Origin of the sequence: Clostridium carboxidivorans P7 (assembly GCF_001038625.1) — a bacterium.
Classification (GTDB): domain Bacteria; phylum Bacillota; class Clostridia; order Clostridiales; family Clostridiaceae; genus Clostridium_AM; species Clostridium_AM carboxidivorans.
Genome location: NZ_CP011803.1, coordinates 4,018,369 through 4,035,162, shown reverse-complemented (window position 1 = coordinate 4,035,162; position 16,794 = coordinate 4,018,369). Strand labels below are relative to the sequence as shown.

Below are 16,794 nucleotides of genomic sequence, written 5' to 3'. Positions count from 1 at the left end.
TCTAAAGTAATTTCTTTTTCAATTCAATCCCTCCGCTATAACCAATAAGTGTTCCGTTTGCACCAATCACACGATGGCAAGGAATAAATATTGGAATTGGATTACGATTGTTTGCAAGTCCTACAGCTCGCGCAGCATTAGGTTTACCGATATTTATAGCAACGTCCTTATAGCTTACTGTCGTACCATATGGTATTTCACAAAGACTTGACCAAACTTGTTTCATAAAAGTTGTCCCGTTAAGCTTAATGGGTATAGTAAATTTTTCAAGTCTCCCCTCAAGATACATTTTAAGCTGCTGACCTGCTTCTTTTAATATAGGAGTTTCATATATTTGTGTATCTTGAGGTATCCCTTCACTTGTAAAATATAAATTAGTGATTCTTCCACCATTTTCAGCAATGCCGATTTTCCCAATGTCAAATTCGTAGAAATATATGGACACTATAACTCACCTCGGCTCTTTTTGTATTCACTTGGTGTATATCCAGTTTGGTCCTTGAAGCATTTATAAAAGTTAGATAAACTTTTATAACCTGTAGCGTAGGCAATCTCAAGAATACTTATATCTCCTTGTTTTAATAACTCTTTTGCTTTATCTACTCTTATTTTAGAAATATACTGTATAGGAGTAAAGTCTGTATGTTGTTTAAAAAGTTTTATCAAATGATTTATACTCACTCCAAGCTGTCTTGAAACATACTGTAAATTAACTTGCTTGTTATAAGTTGTATGAAATATATCTTTAGCCTTTTTTATAATTTCTAATTCAGGTTTAAAAATTATTTTGTCGGGACAGCATCTTTTGCATGGACGAAACCCACTTGCTATTGCATTTGCTGCGTTATTAAAAAAAATTACATTTCCGCGTATGGGAGTCTTTGACTTACATGATGGTCTGCAAAAAATCCCTGTTGTCTTTACTCCATAGAAAAACAGACTGTCATAATTCCTAGCACAATTAATAACTGCTTGCCATTTTTCATTATCTGAAATTCTAGTACGTTCATTCATAGGTTTTCTCCTCATCAATGTTCATCTATGAATTTTTGTAATTCATTGTGCCATGCATCAGGTTCAAAAGTACCAATTCCAGTTTCCTCTCCAAATAAAAGGTCTATTATGTAATGAGGCTTTTTACCCCCAATATGCATTGCTTTGATACATGAAACGCAGTAAACCACAACATTATCACAAGGAATTTCATCTGAACGTTTTTTCATCTTCTCCTTTATAAGCTCCACAGATAAGGTACCATAAAAACTGTCTCCACAGCATATTGCTTTAGTACGGGTATTCTTCGGTTCAATAATTTCTATATTCATTTTTTTAAGAAGTTCTCTTATAGCAGAATGTACCCTTTCCTCAGTACGTGTAGGGCAAGCATCATGTATGGACATTTTCATACCTTTATAGTCTGGAAATGGAAATGAATTGCTCTCGGCTAAAATTTCCCAAAGTGATTTGGTTGAGATACCATTATAAAGCTCTCTGTATCTCCTGTCACATCCTGCACAGGTATTGATTACCTGTGTGCCACTTTCAAGATTAGGGTTATGCCTACAACAAACCAAGTGTTCAGAAATATCGCCTAAATTTTCATTTAAAAACTTTAATACTTTTTTAGCAAGCTCTGTCTTGTAAATCATAAGTGCACATCCTGGTGCATAAACATGTTTCATTATTATCCCTCCAATAATAGTTCTATTACAAACATATTTTACAGGAAATGAAGTTATATATCTTCCTATATTTCATTAAGTAATTTTATAATAAAAAACTAAAGTCGTATTAAATTATTGAAGCGAATTAAGTTTATAATATTAACATTTAGAACCATATGTGGAAATATTTTTTGATATTTAGGGTTCATCGTTGTTTATATATCAACAACGTCGGAGTCTATTATTAATGCCACTTCTATTCAAGGAAGTATAGATAATCCGACCATTCCGACGCTAATTATTACGTATAGTATGTCAATAATTGAGCAGATTTTTGTCTTAGCGTAGTTTTTGTTAGAAATGTTGAACCCACCTTAATAGCACACTCTTTCTTATAATCTTACAGTCAATATAAATAGTGCTATTAATAAGCATAAATTATAAATTCCAAATAAGCCAATATAATTTAATACTATCTGTCATACTGTATTATTTGGAATTCTTAGAATCTTGCCAGAGTGTTTACATCTATCCAATTCATGTGAATCCTATATTTTATTTTGCTTGTTTAAGCGAAGTTTTTAAATCATCCTCTGGTGTACTTATTGGTTTTATATCAAAGGTGTCTACTAGATATTGTAATACATTAGGTGATATGAAAGCTGGCAAAGTTGGGCCTAAGTACATTCCTTTTATTCCAAGTGATAATAATGCTAATAAATCAGCCACAGCTTTTTGTTCGTACCAAGAAAGTATAATGGTTAGTGGTAGACCATTAACATCTGTTTCAAATGCATCTCCAAGTGCTGTTGCTATTCTAACTGCTGAATAGGCATCATTACACTGTCCTACATCTAATAGTCTTGGTAATCCAGCTACTGTTCCAAAGTCCAATTTATTGAATCTGTACTTACCGCAAGCTAAAGTAAGAATTATACAATCTTCTGGGACCATTTTAGCAAAATCAGTATAATAACTTCTTCCTGGTCTTGCTCCATCACAACCTCCTATTAAGAAGAAATGTCTTACCTTTCCTTCCTTAACTGCATTAACTATAGCTCCAGCATTTGATAATGTTGCATTATGCCCAAAGCCTACTAGTATTTCTTTTTCTTCTTCATCTTCTTTAAATCCACCTAGCTCTAAGGATTTATTTATTATTTCACTAAAATCCTTAGTTCCATCTTCAGAAACTCCAATATATTTTAATCCATCCCAACCTACAACACTAGTAGTAAATATTCTATCTTTATATGTTTCTCTTGGTCTCATCAAACAATTAGTAGTCATTAAAATACATCCTGGTATTTCGTCAAATTCCTTTTGTTGATTTTGCCAAGCTGATCCATAATTACCTACTAAATGTTTGTATTTTTTTAGTTCTGGGTATCCATGTGCTGGCAGCATTTCTCCATGGGTATAAATATTGATACCTTTACCTTCTGTTTGCTCAAGAAGCATTTCTAAATCTTTTAAATCATGGCCAGATACTATAATAAATGGACCTTTTTTAACATTAACATTTACCTTATGAGGTGAAGGGTTTTTGTACGTAGTCGTATTAGCTTCATCTAGTGTTTGCATTACCTGTACAGCCATATCTCCCACTCTCATAGTCATACGTATCATATCTTCAAGAGTTAAGTTGTCATTTGTGGTAGACTCAAGTCCTAAGAAATAAATATTATCTACTTGTTCATTATTATATCCAAGAAACCTTGCCTGATGTCCATAAGCACTTACACCTTTTAATCCATATAATATAGTTGACCTTAAAGAACGAATATCAGCATCGAGATCCTGATCATACATGATGCCTGCTTTTACTGAATCCTTTAGCATATCTTCTTTTGTATCACTTAGATTATATGTAGCTGCATCAGGATATTTCCCCTCCGGTGCTTGATCTCTTATAGATTCTTTTATTTTTTGTGATTCCTTTAATAATCTTACATGAACCTCAGCATCAAAGTTTACATTTGTTAATGTAGTAAACAAACCGTTTTCAACAAATTTCACTATATCTTTATCTATGACTTTTCCTTTTTCTATAAGTGGCTTTGCATAGCAAGAAATTCCCTTTAATTGATATATTAATAAGTCTTGTAAATTTGCAATTTCTGGTGTTTTTCCACAAACTCCACTCTTTGTACATCCCTTTCCTCCTGCTGTCTGCTCACACTGATAACAAAACATTGAATTTTCCATTTAAATCTCTCCTTCTAATAAATTATAATCATAAAATAGTGTTTAATTGGACTTATCTAATATTTTCTTTTAATTACAATTTCAAATCATATCTTTAATTTTTTCATACAATTCATCTGCAGTATCAGCTTGAATCATTTCATCATTTACTAAAGCATATGGTCCTACTGCACAATCACCACAATATCCTAAACAAGGCTCTACCGATACATCAGCATTACTATAATTTTCTTTTAGTTTTTTCATAGTTTCCTCTGTTCCAAAGGTAAAGTTATTTTCACAAAATTTTATTTCAGTCATTTTTACCTCCCAATTATTTATTTTTTAATTTTTCAAATAGCTCATTAACAGATATATTAGATAAATCAACTTCATCTAAATTTATTTCTTTTTCTATTGAGGATTTAAGTAGTGGTGACTTTTTTGTATCTCCTATCACAATTGCACCAACTACTTTATTATTTTTTATGAATATTTTTTTATACTCTTTCAAATTATTATTTTCTTCAACTAATATATTTGTAGGTTTTGTCTCATCTATACATCCCATAGAAAATAATGAAATACCAAAAGCATTTAAAGTGGTAACTGGAATAATGTTTTCGTAAATCATTTCTCTACCTGCTATGTTGTATCCTGCAACTCTTCCTTGAGCTATAGCTATATTCCATAGGCCGGAAATTTGATTATTGTATTCAGCTATATCTCCTGCTGCATATACGCCTTTAATATTTGTTTCCATTTTGTTATTTACTAATATTCCTCGTGCTGTTTGAATGTTGGTTTTCTCTAACAAATCTATATTTGCCTTAATTCCTGTCGAATATATAACTGTATCACACTTAAGTTCAACTTTTCCGTCTATTAAAATTCCTTCTACTTTATCAGCACCTAATATTTCTTTTACAGCTGTACTAGTTAATATTTTTATTCCATGGCTTTGTATTGTTTCTTTCAATATACAGGATGCATCATCATCTAATTGAGTAGGCATGAGTCTTGATAATAATTCACAGACTGTAACTTCTTTGCCATGTTGGTGTAGTATCCAAGCCATTTCTAATCCCTGTATTCCCCCACCAATAACTACAATTTCCTTACTTTCATTTAGCCTGTTTTTAATCTCTAAGGCATCATTGAGATTACGTAGTGTAAACACACCATTCTTACCTATACCATTAATTGGTGGTATTCTATTACTTGATCCATTTGCAAAAAGCAATCTATCATACATAATTTTACTACCATCATCTAACAATACTTCTTGAGAATCAGTGTTTACATTTAGTACTTTTGTGTTAACTAATATCTTTATATTATTTTGCTCATACCACTCTTTCTTTTGAAGAAGTATATTATTTTCCTCAAGTTGACTAAATATTCCTTTGGATAATCTTACACGGTTATAAGGATAATATTCTTCTTCTCCAATCAAATACACCTCTGATTCTAAATCTGTTTCTCTAATTGCTTTGATAGCTGTTACTCCTGCAATACCACTACCGATTATTACTATTCTTTTAATCATTCTTATCACCACTCTTCTATAATACTAATCTCCTGTTATATTATTGCTCCTTTTCTATCTATTATCCTTATAATTAATAATTAAACTAATATTAAAAAACTATGGTATTATAAACTGCTTATAAGCTCTAATATATTATTGTATAATTTATATTTTAAGTAAAATAATATTGCTATAAATTCAAGTTAAATGTGAAAGGAGTTACCATTATGCAGTTAGTTAGAATATCAGACCACCAAGTATACTCTGATGATAGATTTGTAAAAAAAGATATGATAAATGAAGAAAAAGCTCTTATGTTTATGCTAAATCTTAAACCAGGGCAAGAGATTCCGCCACATACTCATGGGGAAAGAGGGCTTATAATTTATGTAGTTTCAGGGAGTGGAACTCTAAGTGTAAGTAATAAAACAGAAAAGATAGCTGTTGGAGATGCAATTTATTGTTCTGGTAATGAACTTTTCAGCATGAAAAATACATCTGAAGGAAACCTTTCTTGCTTTGCATCTTTAACTAAATAAATATATCAATATTAAAAAAGTACTATAAAATGATTCTCTTAGTACTTTTTTAATAATAATTAGAGACATATTCCTAAAGTAACTTTTTTATCATCCTAAAAATAAATCTATATCAATCTTTGTGTTAGTTCTACAATACTTCTATAAAAAACCTCCGTTACTTATGGTATGTTTCACCATACCTAATTATAATATTTTCGATATGCAATTAAGTCGTCACAAATTACGATTGTGATTTAATTCATATAAAAATTATACCGCTTTTTACAGTAGGTTCTTGACATAAATCATACATGCTTGTATCAGAACGTACTGCCTCTATGATAGAAAGATTGGTATAATCTTTTAACATGTTTAAAAAAGGTTTTTTAGTGTACTAACTATCGCTTAACATTATAACTTGAACTCCTAATAGTAATGGCATTATGTTTTGTATCATCTTACCTGTAATTTCAAGTTTTGTTTTGATCTTATCGTAAAGTTTATAACCAACTGGCAATGTAAGATATCTAAGTTTACCACAAAAAAGTAGAGGAATACTTATAACTAAGGAAACAAAACAATGACCATTTAAGTAAGAAGTACTATCATGTTTTGTATGGTCAAATAATTTCCTGTATCAATCAAACTTATCTCAAGATTTAGCTTGTAGAGTGTCATCAATAATTATGAAAATAATCATAGCAGATTTAAGTTACTGCGGAATAAGTGAAATTGCTATTTTTACTGTAGCAAACATCAAACTCTCTATCGAGAAGTTTTCATAAGATAAAAAATAGTAAAAACTGTTAAGGGCCTTATGTCAATACTTTTTGATGAAATTGTCATATAAAAATTTTATAGAACGAACTTCTCGAACTGAAAGTATAGCAATAACAAGTAAAATAAATATATGAAAGCTCTGCTTATAAAATATGGAGCGATATTAACAAAAATAATTTTCAATTGTTTTAATTATTGATTTTTCGTCAATACTAATCATAGTACCAGATACCTCCTATAAATTCTGGTTTCATCAATATGAGTATTGATAATTAAGAGGTATTTGGTACGTTGTATTTTTTAGTAGTTTTAAATTACTTATAAAGTGGTGTTCAAATAATATAGTTTTAAAAAAAGATGTCAAAGATAAAAAAAGTAATAATTTCATACATCATACTCAATAGAAGTTAAATACATGAAGTTATAATTTATTACCGTTTATATAAAGTTTCCCATAAATGGTTGATGAAAAAGTTTAAATTATATTTTTGTAATATAAGTTATTAAAATGCATAAAAAGTTTACTAATGGATTTCACTAATTGTGAAAATTAAGTATAATAAGAGATATTGTGATAAATAATCTGAAAAAATGATATTTTCACTAATTTAGTACAGAATTTAAGTTTTTTATAAAGTATTCGATAAAAAATTAGGATTATCATAAATTTACAAGGAAAATTTTTTCGAAAAATATTATGTCAAAGATAATATTAGTAATTTCTTTGGTATGTATTTTACGTTTATTGCTATAATCCCTAATTATTTATTCTATATTTTATAATTCTATATTGAAAGCATCCATGGCAGCATGCACAAAGGCGATCTGAAAATGCAGAAAAAATAAAGACATGTATTGATGAAAATACAAAGGATATAGATCAAGTAGCTGTAACAGCTCAAGGTCTTAATGATATGATTCAAAAGTTTAAAATTTAAATTCATTATATTTTGGAGGAATTATTATGTCAAAAATAGTTGGTAGTAATGATGTTGATTTAAATTTAATAGAGGTAAAGGATGTTATTGATATTGATTTACTTCAAAGATTTCAAGACAATTTTGCAGAAAGCATGGATATTGCCAGTATAACCGTAGATATTAATGGAAAACCAGTAACTAAGCCAAGTTCTTATACAGATTTTTGCTTGAAGTTTACTCAATCTACTAAGATAGGTGACGCAAGGTGTGCTGAATCACATAGAAGAGGTGGGGAAGAAGCTGCGAGAACAGGAAGACCATATGTTTATACTTGTCATGCAGGATTAATTGATTTTGCTGCACCTATATTAGTGGAAGGCAGACAAATTGGAACGATTTTAGGTGGACAAATATTAACTTCTGCTCCAGATGAATCTAAGTTTAGAAAAACTGCAAATGAAATAGGAGTTAATGAAAATGGATATGTGGAAGAAGTAAATAAAGTAAAGATTACTACTGAAAAAAGCGTAAGAGCAGCTGCAGAAGTACTGTATATAATTGCTAATGCTTTATCAAAAATAGGTTATGAAGAATTAAAGATTAAAAATATGTCCCAGGTGCTTGCAGAGAATTTTAGTCAGATTTCAGCTACTATGGAGGAATTGTCAGCTTCTTCAGTTAATGTTACTAACAATCAACACGTTTTAAGTGAAGAAATAGTTAATGTAAAAAATATATCTTTGGAAATTAACACAATACTTGATTCAATAAAAAGCATAGCTGACCAAACAAAAATGCTTGGCTTAAATGCAGCTATAGAAGCAGCTAGAGCAGGAGAAGTCGGAAGGGGTTTTGGAGTTGTTGCAACTGAAATAAGAAACTTATCTCAAAATTCTAAGGAAACAGCTTTAAAGATATCAGAGCTTACAAGTAAGATAGAGAATTCCGTAGATAAAACTATGGAATCATCCGATTCTACATTGGAAAATACAGAGCAACAATCTGCTGCAATTGAAGAAGTTACTGCAAGTTTACAAGAGATTACAGAATTTGTTGATGCATTAAATAAATTAGCAAATTCCCATAAGTAAAATTAAAGCATTAAGTTTATTTTTTATAAAAATGACATTCACATTAAATCAGGGTGAATGTCATTTTTATATATAGATTTAAAAAAATAGCTGCAAGGGTATATTACAAGTTAGCTCAGTAAAACACTACATTTTACTTGTTGAAGTTGTAACGGTGTAAATTGTTTTTTAATATAATACAAAAAACACACTAAATACAAATGATACAAGGGGATGTGAAAATTGAGAGATAGGTGCTTGAAAATGATAATTGACAGTTGTTTTAATATAAGATTGAATGATTTAGGAAATATTATATTAAATTATAGGTGTATGGAAGAAAGATTTAAAGAAAAGTTTTCAATAATTTTTATAGGAGATACTCATACAGATAAAATTTGTGAAGGAAAAATATGAAATAATAAATTTAAGACTTCAAAGATTAAATATTATAGTGCTAACTACAGGTTGTAAGTCTGATGGATTTTTTTATAAACACAAGTACTTTAAAAAGGAGCTTAATAAAACAGGAGAATATATGGATAAAGAAAGTCCGCATATAAATTTTTTTATAGGTATGCATATTCCACCAAGTATAGGCAAATTACAGGATAAAGTTCTGAATAATAAAACATCACATTCTTTAAATTGCATGTTTACAAGTAATTTTAATGACTTTATGGATAAATACCATAATAGAATAATTGCCATAGTAACTCACCATCTTCATTGCTTTCATCAGGAAAACCCATGTACACCAGCTGCTAAGTATAATGATAGACCTTTTTATTTAACTGCTAGTGGTGGTCACTGCACTTTATGTGATAAAAAATCTTGTATTAGTGAATGTTTAAAGTTTGATTTTCAGTTAAAAAATGATTTAAGTAATAATGAGTTAAAGATTGTTAAGGTTAATAGAATATAATTGTAAAATAGTTGTTGATATGAAATAAAGGAATTGATAAATAAGAATTTGAAATACTAATATAGATATAACACTATACTAGTATCTATACATTTAAAACAGGGAACGCAAATAGATTTTGTAGAGAACGTAAGTAGATTTGTGTGAAATTCAAATCTATTTGCGTTCTCTTAAAACAATTTGATTTCTATCGATCTACCAGTTTTTTGCCTCAACCTCAAAGTATGCCTTAGGATGTGAGCATACAGGACATTTTTCTGGGGACTCATCACCTATATGAATATATCCGCAGTTACGGCATATCCAGATCTTTTTCTCATCTTTATTGAAAATCTTATTTTCCTGAAGATTTTTCAAGAGTTCAAGATATCTTTCTTCATGATGTTTCTCAATTTCTGCTACCATAGCAAATAATCTAGCTATATCTGTAAATCCTTCTTGCTTAGCTTCTTCTGCAAATTTTTTGTACATTTCAGTCCATTCATAATGTTCACCACCAGCAGCAGCTTTTAGATTTTCTTCAGTATTTCCTATACCACTTAAAAGTTTGAACCAGATCTTTGCATGTTCCTTTTCGTTATCTGCAGTTAGTCTAAATATTTCACTTATCTGCTCATATCCTTCTTTTTTAGCGGCAGAAGAGAAATATGTATATTTATTTCTTGCTTGAGATTCTCCAGCAAATGCAGACCATAAATTTTTCTCTGTGTTACTTCCTTTTAGCTCCATTTTATACACCTCAATTCAATTATTTACAATAATTTGTTTGAATTTATCAGTAAAGTCTGTAGACTTGTCTTTATATTATTTAACTTATTCTGCTTTCCACAATCCATGTAAATTGCAATATGCCCTAACACATATAAGTTCTTCATTTGTTTTGAAAACAGCCTCTGGTTTTTCTGATGGCTTTAAATATTTTCTATATATACATTTAGGTGTTTGTAGTTCAATCCATTCTATATAATGTTTTTCTTCCATTGGGTGTTCTACACTTCCAACTTTAATTAATACTCCATTTTCAATCTTTTCTACTATAGGAATATGCTTTTCTTGTGATGCATCAACTGTGTTTTCTGATTGTAAAGTCATTGGTTGTCCACAACAAACTAACTGTCCTCCACTAGCATGAGTTATCTCTACAATGTTTCCACATAAAGAACACTTATACACTTGATTTAATTTAGTCATTTATATTACCCCCAGTACAAAATAATTTAATAAGATTATAACACTAAAAATAAAGTAAATATATATAAATATTACAAATATATCAGAATTTTTAAATAGTTTTACAATTCTATACATAATCAATATTGTTAATCCTGTAGAGCTAACTCAAATTTTAGAGAATATATATAGAACTTAAAATATAAAAATCTTAATTGGTAAAATTATGTTGATTTAATAGAAAAAGTATGATAATTTTAATATAAAGAAAGCTATTATCTGACAATAAATACAATTCATTAAAATTTGAATTGCAAGAAATATAATATTATGGAATTTTATGTATTGAAAATAATTATGATATAATAACATTTATCATCAAAGATGAGGGGTGTACATGGATAAATGTGTTTGTACTATATAAGCTTATGAATATGATCCTGCAGTTGGAGACCCAGATTCAGGAATAGCTCCAGGTACAAAGTTTGGGGATATCCCTGAGAATTGGGTGTGTCCACTTTGTGGAGTTTCAAAAGCAGAGTTTGAAAAGGTTTGATTTTTTATGATTATTTTAAAACTACAGCATAATAAAAAGGAGGTTTAACAATGGGAATGTTTTGTTATCAATGTCAAGAGACAGCTGGAGGTAAAGGATGTACAATTAAAGGTGTATGTGGTAAAAATGAAGAAGTAGCAAAGTTACAAGACTTGCTTATTTACACAGTAAAAGGAGTTTCTGAGGTTGTTGTTAAAGGAAAATTTGATGTTAAAGCACTTGGAACTGTAAATCATGAGGTATTAAAGAGTCTTTTTATTACAATAACCAATGCTAATTTTGATGATGCAGCTATAGAGAAGCAAATCATGAAATTAATTGAAATTAGAAATGATCTAAAAAAGCAAATTAACATTGATCAGTTAGATGATGCTGCTAGTTTTGAAGTATTTGATAGAGCTTCTATGATTGAGAAAGCTAGTAAAGTTGGAGTTCTTGCTGCAGAAAATGAAGATATTAGATCATTAAAAGAAGTCATTACCTACGGTATTAAAGGTATGGCAGCTTACACACATCATGCCCTCAATATAGGAAAAGAGAATTTTGATATTTATGGATTTATATATGAAGCAATGGCTGGAATCCTGAATACTAGTTTATCAGTGGACGAACTAGTTACACTTACCTTAAAGACAGGTCAATTTGGAGTTAGTGCTATGGCACTTCTTGATGAAGCTAATACTTCCAAGTATGGAAATCCTGAAATCACAAAGGTTAATATTGGAACTAGGGACAACCCTGCTATACTAATATCTGGTCATGATTTGACTGATCTTGAACAACTGCTTGAACAAACAAAAGGAACAGGGGTTGATGTATATACACACAGTGAAATGCTTCCAGCGCACTATTATCCTTTCTTTAAAAAGTATGATAACTTCGTTGGAAATTATGGAAGTTCATGGTGGAGACAGGTTGAAGAGTTTGAAAGCTTTAACGGACCTATTCTCTTTACAACAAACTGTATTGTACCGCCTAGAAGCGAAGAAGTAAGAAGAAGAATATTTACCTCTGGAGCATCCGGTTATCCTGGATGTACTCATATTGAAGCAAAGAAAGATGGAAAAAAAGATTTTTCTCCAATTATTGAAATGGCTAAAAATTGTAAGGCACCGACAGAAATTGAAACGGGAAATATTGTTGGTGGATTTGCTCATGAGCAGGTTTTTGCTCTGGCAGATAAAGTTATTGATGCCGTTAAATCTGGAGCTATAAAGAAATTCTTTGTTATGGCAGGTTGTGATGGCAGGATGAAATCAAGACAATACTACACTGAGTTTGCTGAGAAACTTCCAAAAGATACAGTAATACTTACTGCTGGTTGTGCAAAATATAGATATAATAAGCTTCCACTTGGAGATATTGGAGGCATTCCAAGAGTACTTGATGCAGGGCAGTGTAATGATTCATATTCGTTAGTATTAATAGCTCTCAAGCTTAAAGAAGTGTTTGGACTTGATGATGTAAATAAACTGCCTATAGCTTACAATATAGCATGGTATGAACAGAAAGCTGTTATTGTTTTATTAGCCCTACTTTACTTAGGTGTTAAGAATGTACATCTTGGACCAACGCTTCCAGGATTTTTATCACCCAATGTAGTAAAGATTTTAGTGGAGAACTTTGGAATCGGAGGAACAGGTACAGTTGATTCTGATATAGAAATGTTTATGAAATAGATACAAGCCAATTAAAAAGAACCTATAGCTTAAATTGCAATTTAAGCTATAGGTTCTTAAAATTTCATTGCTAGTTCTTTAGTTATTTTAATTTACTGATTTTGTTAATTGTTCGGATAAACAAATGATTTTACAATGGACAATCCAATACCAGTACCTTCAGTATTAAGGGAAGGAGATTCGCCTATACGATGGAATCTTTGAAAAATCTTATCTAGTCTGTTTGCTCCATTTCTATTCTGTCGTCCCTCACTGATATCTCTACATTACTACTTTTATCAATTAAATTTACAAATCGGTTATAAATTGTATAGATTTACTATTCAAAACAATTTTTGAATAGGCTTCACACAAGTAATCTTTGAAATCAAATTTCAATTCTCTTGCTGTTTTTTCTTCTATTTTTACATTTTTTAAGGTAAGCTGCTTTAAGAAAGATGGATTTGTTTCAATAAATTTAAAATCAACTAGTTTGCCATAATCATCAAATATTACTTCTATAATACAGAAACAATCATACATGGAATCAAATAATTTATGATATTTCTTTTCAGTTATCTGTGCTAATTTTTCTTTCGTAATAGAAAGTTCTTATTCAATCCGTTTTTTATCAGTTATATCTCTAAACAAAGAGCCGATCTCACCTTTGTGATATAGAAAAACAAGCATATCATACCAATAAGTTCCTATACTATTGGCAGGTGGAGTTGGAGGTTCTAATCTTCGATTTGGTGACAGCCACTTTCACAGAGTACGTGGGGGACTAGAGTGTATAGTTATCGTATAAAATTTCGGAAGTAACAGTTTGTTACTTCCGAAGATGCATTTTGGTATGTTACAAAATACTTTTGAGATTCAGATGATTAGAGAAATATAGAAAAAAACATAAGTTATTAAATAGCATTCAATGTCTATATGAGTGAGTTCGGGAACTAATTTCCAGTAGAAGTTAAAATGATTCTAAGATGTTTTTAGTCCGAAGCACTCTTAAAAGTACTATTTTTTATTCAATTTAATTAAAAAAATGGTATAACAAACTTAACGCACGATAAGTGAATTTTTGAAGATCTAACAATTACTTAGATTAGCTTACTTTATTTATAGCTAATTCTATAATGTCTATTTTCATTGATTATTACTCCTTTTTCAATTTTATGTAAAAAAGAGCCTGCATAAGGCTCTAATAATTTTCTGATTTTTTCTATATTTATTCAAAAAAAACTTTTAAGGATCTATTTTTAAAGTTATCTGAAGTTATGTAGTATTTTTTCCTAAAGTCATCGTTTAATTCAATTTCTTCTATATTTTTTAATATAAGTGATTTTAAAGCTTTTGTGTTTTTTTCTTGAAGTTTGAAAATTATGTCATCGCCGATTACTCCATTTTCTACAATTTCAAAGTCTTTAAGCAAATAATTTTTATTAGGGTCATTAGTGTCTTTGATAATAATTATTTTATTATTAGTTATTGTCTTGCATGAATCAGTAATAAAAAATGGATAGTCAAAAATCTTTGTAGAAGCTGCTACAGAATAATTTATAACTGTTTTACCTTGATCAGATGAAAATTTTATACTCATTTCATTATTCACCTCTCATAGATTTTTTATTAATGATAATATTCTCCATTTATATTGAAATTCCCCTTAAATATGTTAAAAAATTCTTTGTGTTGCATGAAATTAAATTTTAATGTTTTTTATTAAGTTATTTAATATTTAAATAGATTGCAGTTCTAAATATAAAAAAAATTATATAAATAAGCAAAAAATGAAATTTTATAAAGTTGTTGAAAAAATATAGACTTTTTTTGTATGTTTATATATAATTATAATATACTTTTCAAATTATGTAAAAAAATGGAGGGAAAATTATGGAGTACTCAAGTGTAAAAATTTGTTCAGAAGAACAACCTGTTTTAGTGAAAATAACTTCTGGTGATAAACCCAACATTTCTAACGTAACAATAAAGAAATGGCAGGATATAGTAGATATAATTTCATTAACTATAAATGTCCCTTCAGCTTTAATTATGCGTCTTAAAGCAAATTATTTTTCAGTATTTCTTAGAAGCAATTCAACTTTTAATCCTTATAAAATAGGTGAAAATGTAAAACTACATTCTGGCCTTTATTGTGAAACTGTTGTGGGAACTAAAAATTGTCTTCTTGTACCTAATGCATTAAAAGATCCATTATGGCAGAAAAATCCTGATATTAAGCTAAATATGATATCATACTTAGGATTACCAATAATGTGGCCAGATGGTGAAATATTTGGTACTATATGTGTTTTGGATAATAAGGAAAATCATTATGACAATAAATGTGTTAAACTTTTAGAACTTCTAAGAAATAGCATTCAAAAAGATTTACAATTAGCATTGGATGAGAGAATGTTAGAAGCAAAAATTAAATATATACAAGCAACAGAAAATAAGTTGCGGGAAAGTGAAATTAAATATAGGGAATTATTTAATAATATGAGAAGCGCTGTAATAATTTATAATGTAAAAAACGGAGGAAAAAACTTTATTTTTGAAGATTTAAATAAAGCTGCTGAATCAATTGAGAAAATTAATAAGGTTGATGTTATTGGCAAAAATTTTAAAAAAATTTTCCCTAAAGGTTTAAATACTGATTTATTTAAAATAATGAAACATGTTTGGAGAACTGGTGTACCAAAACATTTATATCCAACATTTTATAAAGATTACAAGATGAATATATACAGGAACAATTATTATATATACAGATTATCAGCAGAAGAAATAGTTGTTGTATATGATGATATATCTAAAAGTATAGAACAACAAAAAACCATATCTGAAAAAGAGCAAATAATTTATAAAACTCGTGAATTAGAAAAACTAAGAACAGAATTTTTTGCTAACATTTCCCATGAACTTAAAACACCACTTAATATTATTTTAGGAACTATACAACTTAATAAAATGATAATTGAAAATGGAGAAAATCCAATCAATAGGGAAAAATTAATAAATAATATAAATATGGAGAAACAAAATTGCTTTAGATTGTTAAGATTAATAAATAATTTAATTGATTCAACTGAAATAGATTCCAAATTTATTGAACTTAATATGGTAAATTGTAATATTGTTAATTTAGTTGAAGAAATCACTCAGTCAGTAGCAAAATATATAAATAATAATATAAGTATTACATTTGATACTGATCTAGAAGAAAAAATTATTGCTTGTGATTTGGATAAAGTTGGAAGAATAATACTTAATCTTTTATCAAATTCAGTAAAATTCACAGAACCAGGAGGAAGTATATTTGTAAATATTATAGATGATAAAGACTATATAACTATTACTGTTAAAGATACAGGTATAGGTATACCTCAAAATAAACTAAATACTATATTTGATAGGTTTAGGCAAGTAGATAAATCATTTACAAGGAAAAATGAAGGCAGTGGAATTGGGTTATCTATAGTCAAATCATTAGTAGAAATGCATAAGGGATCTATTTTTGTAGAAAGTAAATATGGAATAGGAACTAAATTCACAATAAAATTACCAGCAAAAGTATTAAGTAATGGTAATATTGAAGAGAATAGAATACTGAATAACACAATTAGCAATTATGATGAAAAAGTAAGAATTGAGTTTTCAGATATATATAAATTGAATGCGCTTAGTAGTTAATATTAATAATATAATCAGTTAAGAGTACAAGCTGTGTGATAAGAGTCTAAGCTAAAGTATATTGATAAAAAGCAAGGGAACATTGCAATAAATATAGTAATATAATAATTGATAAA

16 protein-coding genes and 2 pseudogenes are annotated in these 16,794 nt (G+C 29.1%); 7 read left to right on the top strand and 11 right to left on the bottom strand.

Annotation, left to right across the window (positions count from 1 at the left end):
- Position 1: 1 nt before the first annotated feature.
- The 6 genes from Ccar_RS17940 to Ccar_RS17915 all read right to left on the bottom strand — a co-directional run bounded on the left by Ccar_RS17940 (position 2) and on the right by Ccar_RS17915 (position 5,400).
- On the bottom strand, positions 2-448 hold the full coding sequence (locus tag Ccar_RS17940; RefSeq protein WP_179945253.1) for a methylated-DNA--[protein]-cysteine S-methyltransferase: 447 nt from the start codon (positions 446-448) through the stop codon (positions 2-4).
- A complete protein-coding gene (locus Ccar_RS17935) occupies positions 445-1,014 on the bottom strand; it encodes a bifunctional transcriptional activator/DNA repair enzyme AdaA (RefSeq protein WP_007063168.1) in 570 nt (189 codons plus the stop codon). Before Ccar_RS17935 ends, Ccar_RS17940 begins: the two co-directional genes overlap by 4 nt.
- Before the next feature lie 14 nt (positions 1,015-1,028).
- Positions 1,029-1,682, bottom strand: coding sequence for a (Fe-S)-binding protein (locus Ccar_RS17930; protein ID WP_007063169.1), 654 nt, complete (start codon positions 1,680-1,682; stop codon positions 1,029-1,031).
- Positions 1,683-2,219: 537 nt separating this feature from the next.
- The gene (hcp, locus tag Ccar_RS17925; RefSeq protein WP_007063170.1) at positions 2,220-3,872 is read right to left on the bottom strand and encodes a hydroxylamine reductase; all 1,653 of its coding nucleotides are present in this window, start codon (positions 3,870-3,872) and stop codon (positions 2,220-2,222) included.
- Between the two features lie 81 nt (positions 3,873-3,953).
- Entirely contained in the window at positions 3,954-4,172 is a 219-nt protein-coding gene (locus Ccar_RS17920; protein ID WP_007063171.1) for a YuzB family protein, read from the bottom strand.
- A gap of 13 nt (positions 4,173-4,185) precedes the next feature.
- Complete coding sequence (locus Ccar_RS17915) at positions 4,186-5,400, bottom strand: NAD(P)/FAD-dependent oxidoreductase (protein WP_007063172.1); 1,215 nt, start codon at positions 5,398-5,400, stop codon at positions 4,186-4,188.
- Between the two features lie 209 nt (positions 5,401-5,609).
- Between Ccar_RS17915 and Ccar_RS17910 the strand changes: the two genes are divergently transcribed.
- Positions 5,610-5,921: a cupin domain-containing protein gene (locus Ccar_RS17910; protein WP_007063173.1), complete on the top strand. Its 312-nt coding sequence runs from the start codon at positions 5,610-5,612 to the stop codon at positions 5,919-5,921.
- A 256-nt stretch (positions 5,922-6,177) separates the two neighbouring features.
- Here the strand turns inward: Ccar_RS17910 and Ccar_RS27735 are convergent.
- Positions 6,178-6,903 (bottom strand): annotated as a pseudogene (locus Ccar_RS27735) (IS701 family transposase); the annotation flags it as partial.
- A 744-nt stretch (positions 6,904-7,647) separates the two neighbouring features.
- Between Ccar_RS27735 and Ccar_RS17905 the strand changes: the two are divergent.
- The 3 genes from Ccar_RS17905 to Ccar_RS17900 all read left to right on the top strand — a co-directional run bounded on the left by Ccar_RS17905 (position 7,648) and on the right by Ccar_RS17900 (position 9,598).
- Entirely contained in the window at positions 7,648-8,694 is a 1,047-nt protein-coding gene (locus Ccar_RS17905) for a PocR ligand-binding domain-containing protein (RefSeq protein WP_007063174.1), read from the top strand.
- Positions 8,695-8,916: 222 nt separating this feature from the next.
- A complete protein-coding gene (locus tag Ccar_RS26875) occupies positions 8,917-9,090 on the top strand; it encodes a hypothetical protein (protein WP_156184591.1) in 174 nt (57 codons plus the stop codon).
- Positions 9,074-9,598, top strand: coding sequence for a hypothetical protein (locus tag Ccar_RS17900; protein WP_007063176.1), 525 nt, complete (start codon positions 9,074-9,076; stop codon positions 9,596-9,598). The genes Ccar_RS26875 and Ccar_RS17900 overlap by 17 nt, the downstream gene beginning before the upstream one ends.
- A 195-nt stretch (positions 9,599-9,793) precedes the next feature.
- Here the strand turns inward: Ccar_RS17900 and rbr are convergent, their stop codons facing one another.
- Both rbr and Ccar_RS17890 read right to left on the bottom strand, forming a co-directional pair.
- Positions 9,794-10,327: a rubrerythrin gene (rbr, locus tag Ccar_RS17895; protein ID WP_007063177.1), complete on the bottom strand. Its 534-nt coding sequence runs from the start codon at positions 10,325-10,327 to the stop codon at positions 9,794-9,796.
- 84 nt (positions 10,328-10,411) lie between these two features.
- A complete protein-coding gene (locus tag Ccar_RS17890; RefSeq protein WP_007063178.1) occupies positions 10,412-10,789 on the bottom strand; it encodes a desulfoferrodoxin in 378 nt (125 codons plus the stop codon).
- A gap of 376 nt (positions 10,790-11,165) precedes the next feature.
- Between Ccar_RS17890 and Ccar_RS27465 the strand changes: the two are divergent.
- Positions 11,166-11,324, top strand: a pseudogene (locus Ccar_RS27465) (rubredoxin).
- 50 nt (positions 11,325-11,374) lie between these two features.
- Positions 11,375-13,003, top strand: coding sequence for a hydroxylamine reductase (gene hcp, locus Ccar_RS17885; protein ID WP_007064407.1), 1,629 nt, complete (start codon positions 11,375-11,377; stop codon positions 13,001-13,003).
- A 288-nt stretch (positions 13,004-13,291) separates the two neighbouring features.
- Here hcp (Ccar_RS17885) and Ccar_RS17880 read toward each other — a convergent pair whose 3' ends face one another.
- A complete protein-coding gene (locus Ccar_RS17880; protein WP_007064282.1) occupies positions 13,292-13,525 on the bottom strand; it encodes a hypothetical protein in 234 nt (77 codons plus the stop codon).
- Between the two features lie 685 nt (positions 13,526-14,210).
- Positions 14,211-14,582: a hypothetical protein gene (locus tag Ccar_RS17875; RefSeq protein ID WP_007064281.1), complete on the bottom strand. Its 372-nt coding sequence runs from the start codon at positions 14,580-14,582 to the stop codon at positions 14,211-14,213.
- 293 nt (positions 14,583-14,875) lie between these two features.
- Here Ccar_RS17875 and Ccar_RS17870 point away from each other — a divergent pair, with 293 nt between their 5' ends.
- The gene (locus Ccar_RS17870; RefSeq protein WP_053075350.1) at positions 14,876-16,678 is read left to right on the top strand and encodes a GAF domain-containing sensor histidine kinase; all 1,803 of its coding nucleotides are present in this window, start codon (positions 14,876-14,878) and stop codon (positions 16,676-16,678) included.
- Positions 16,679-16,794: the final 116 nt, after the last annotated feature.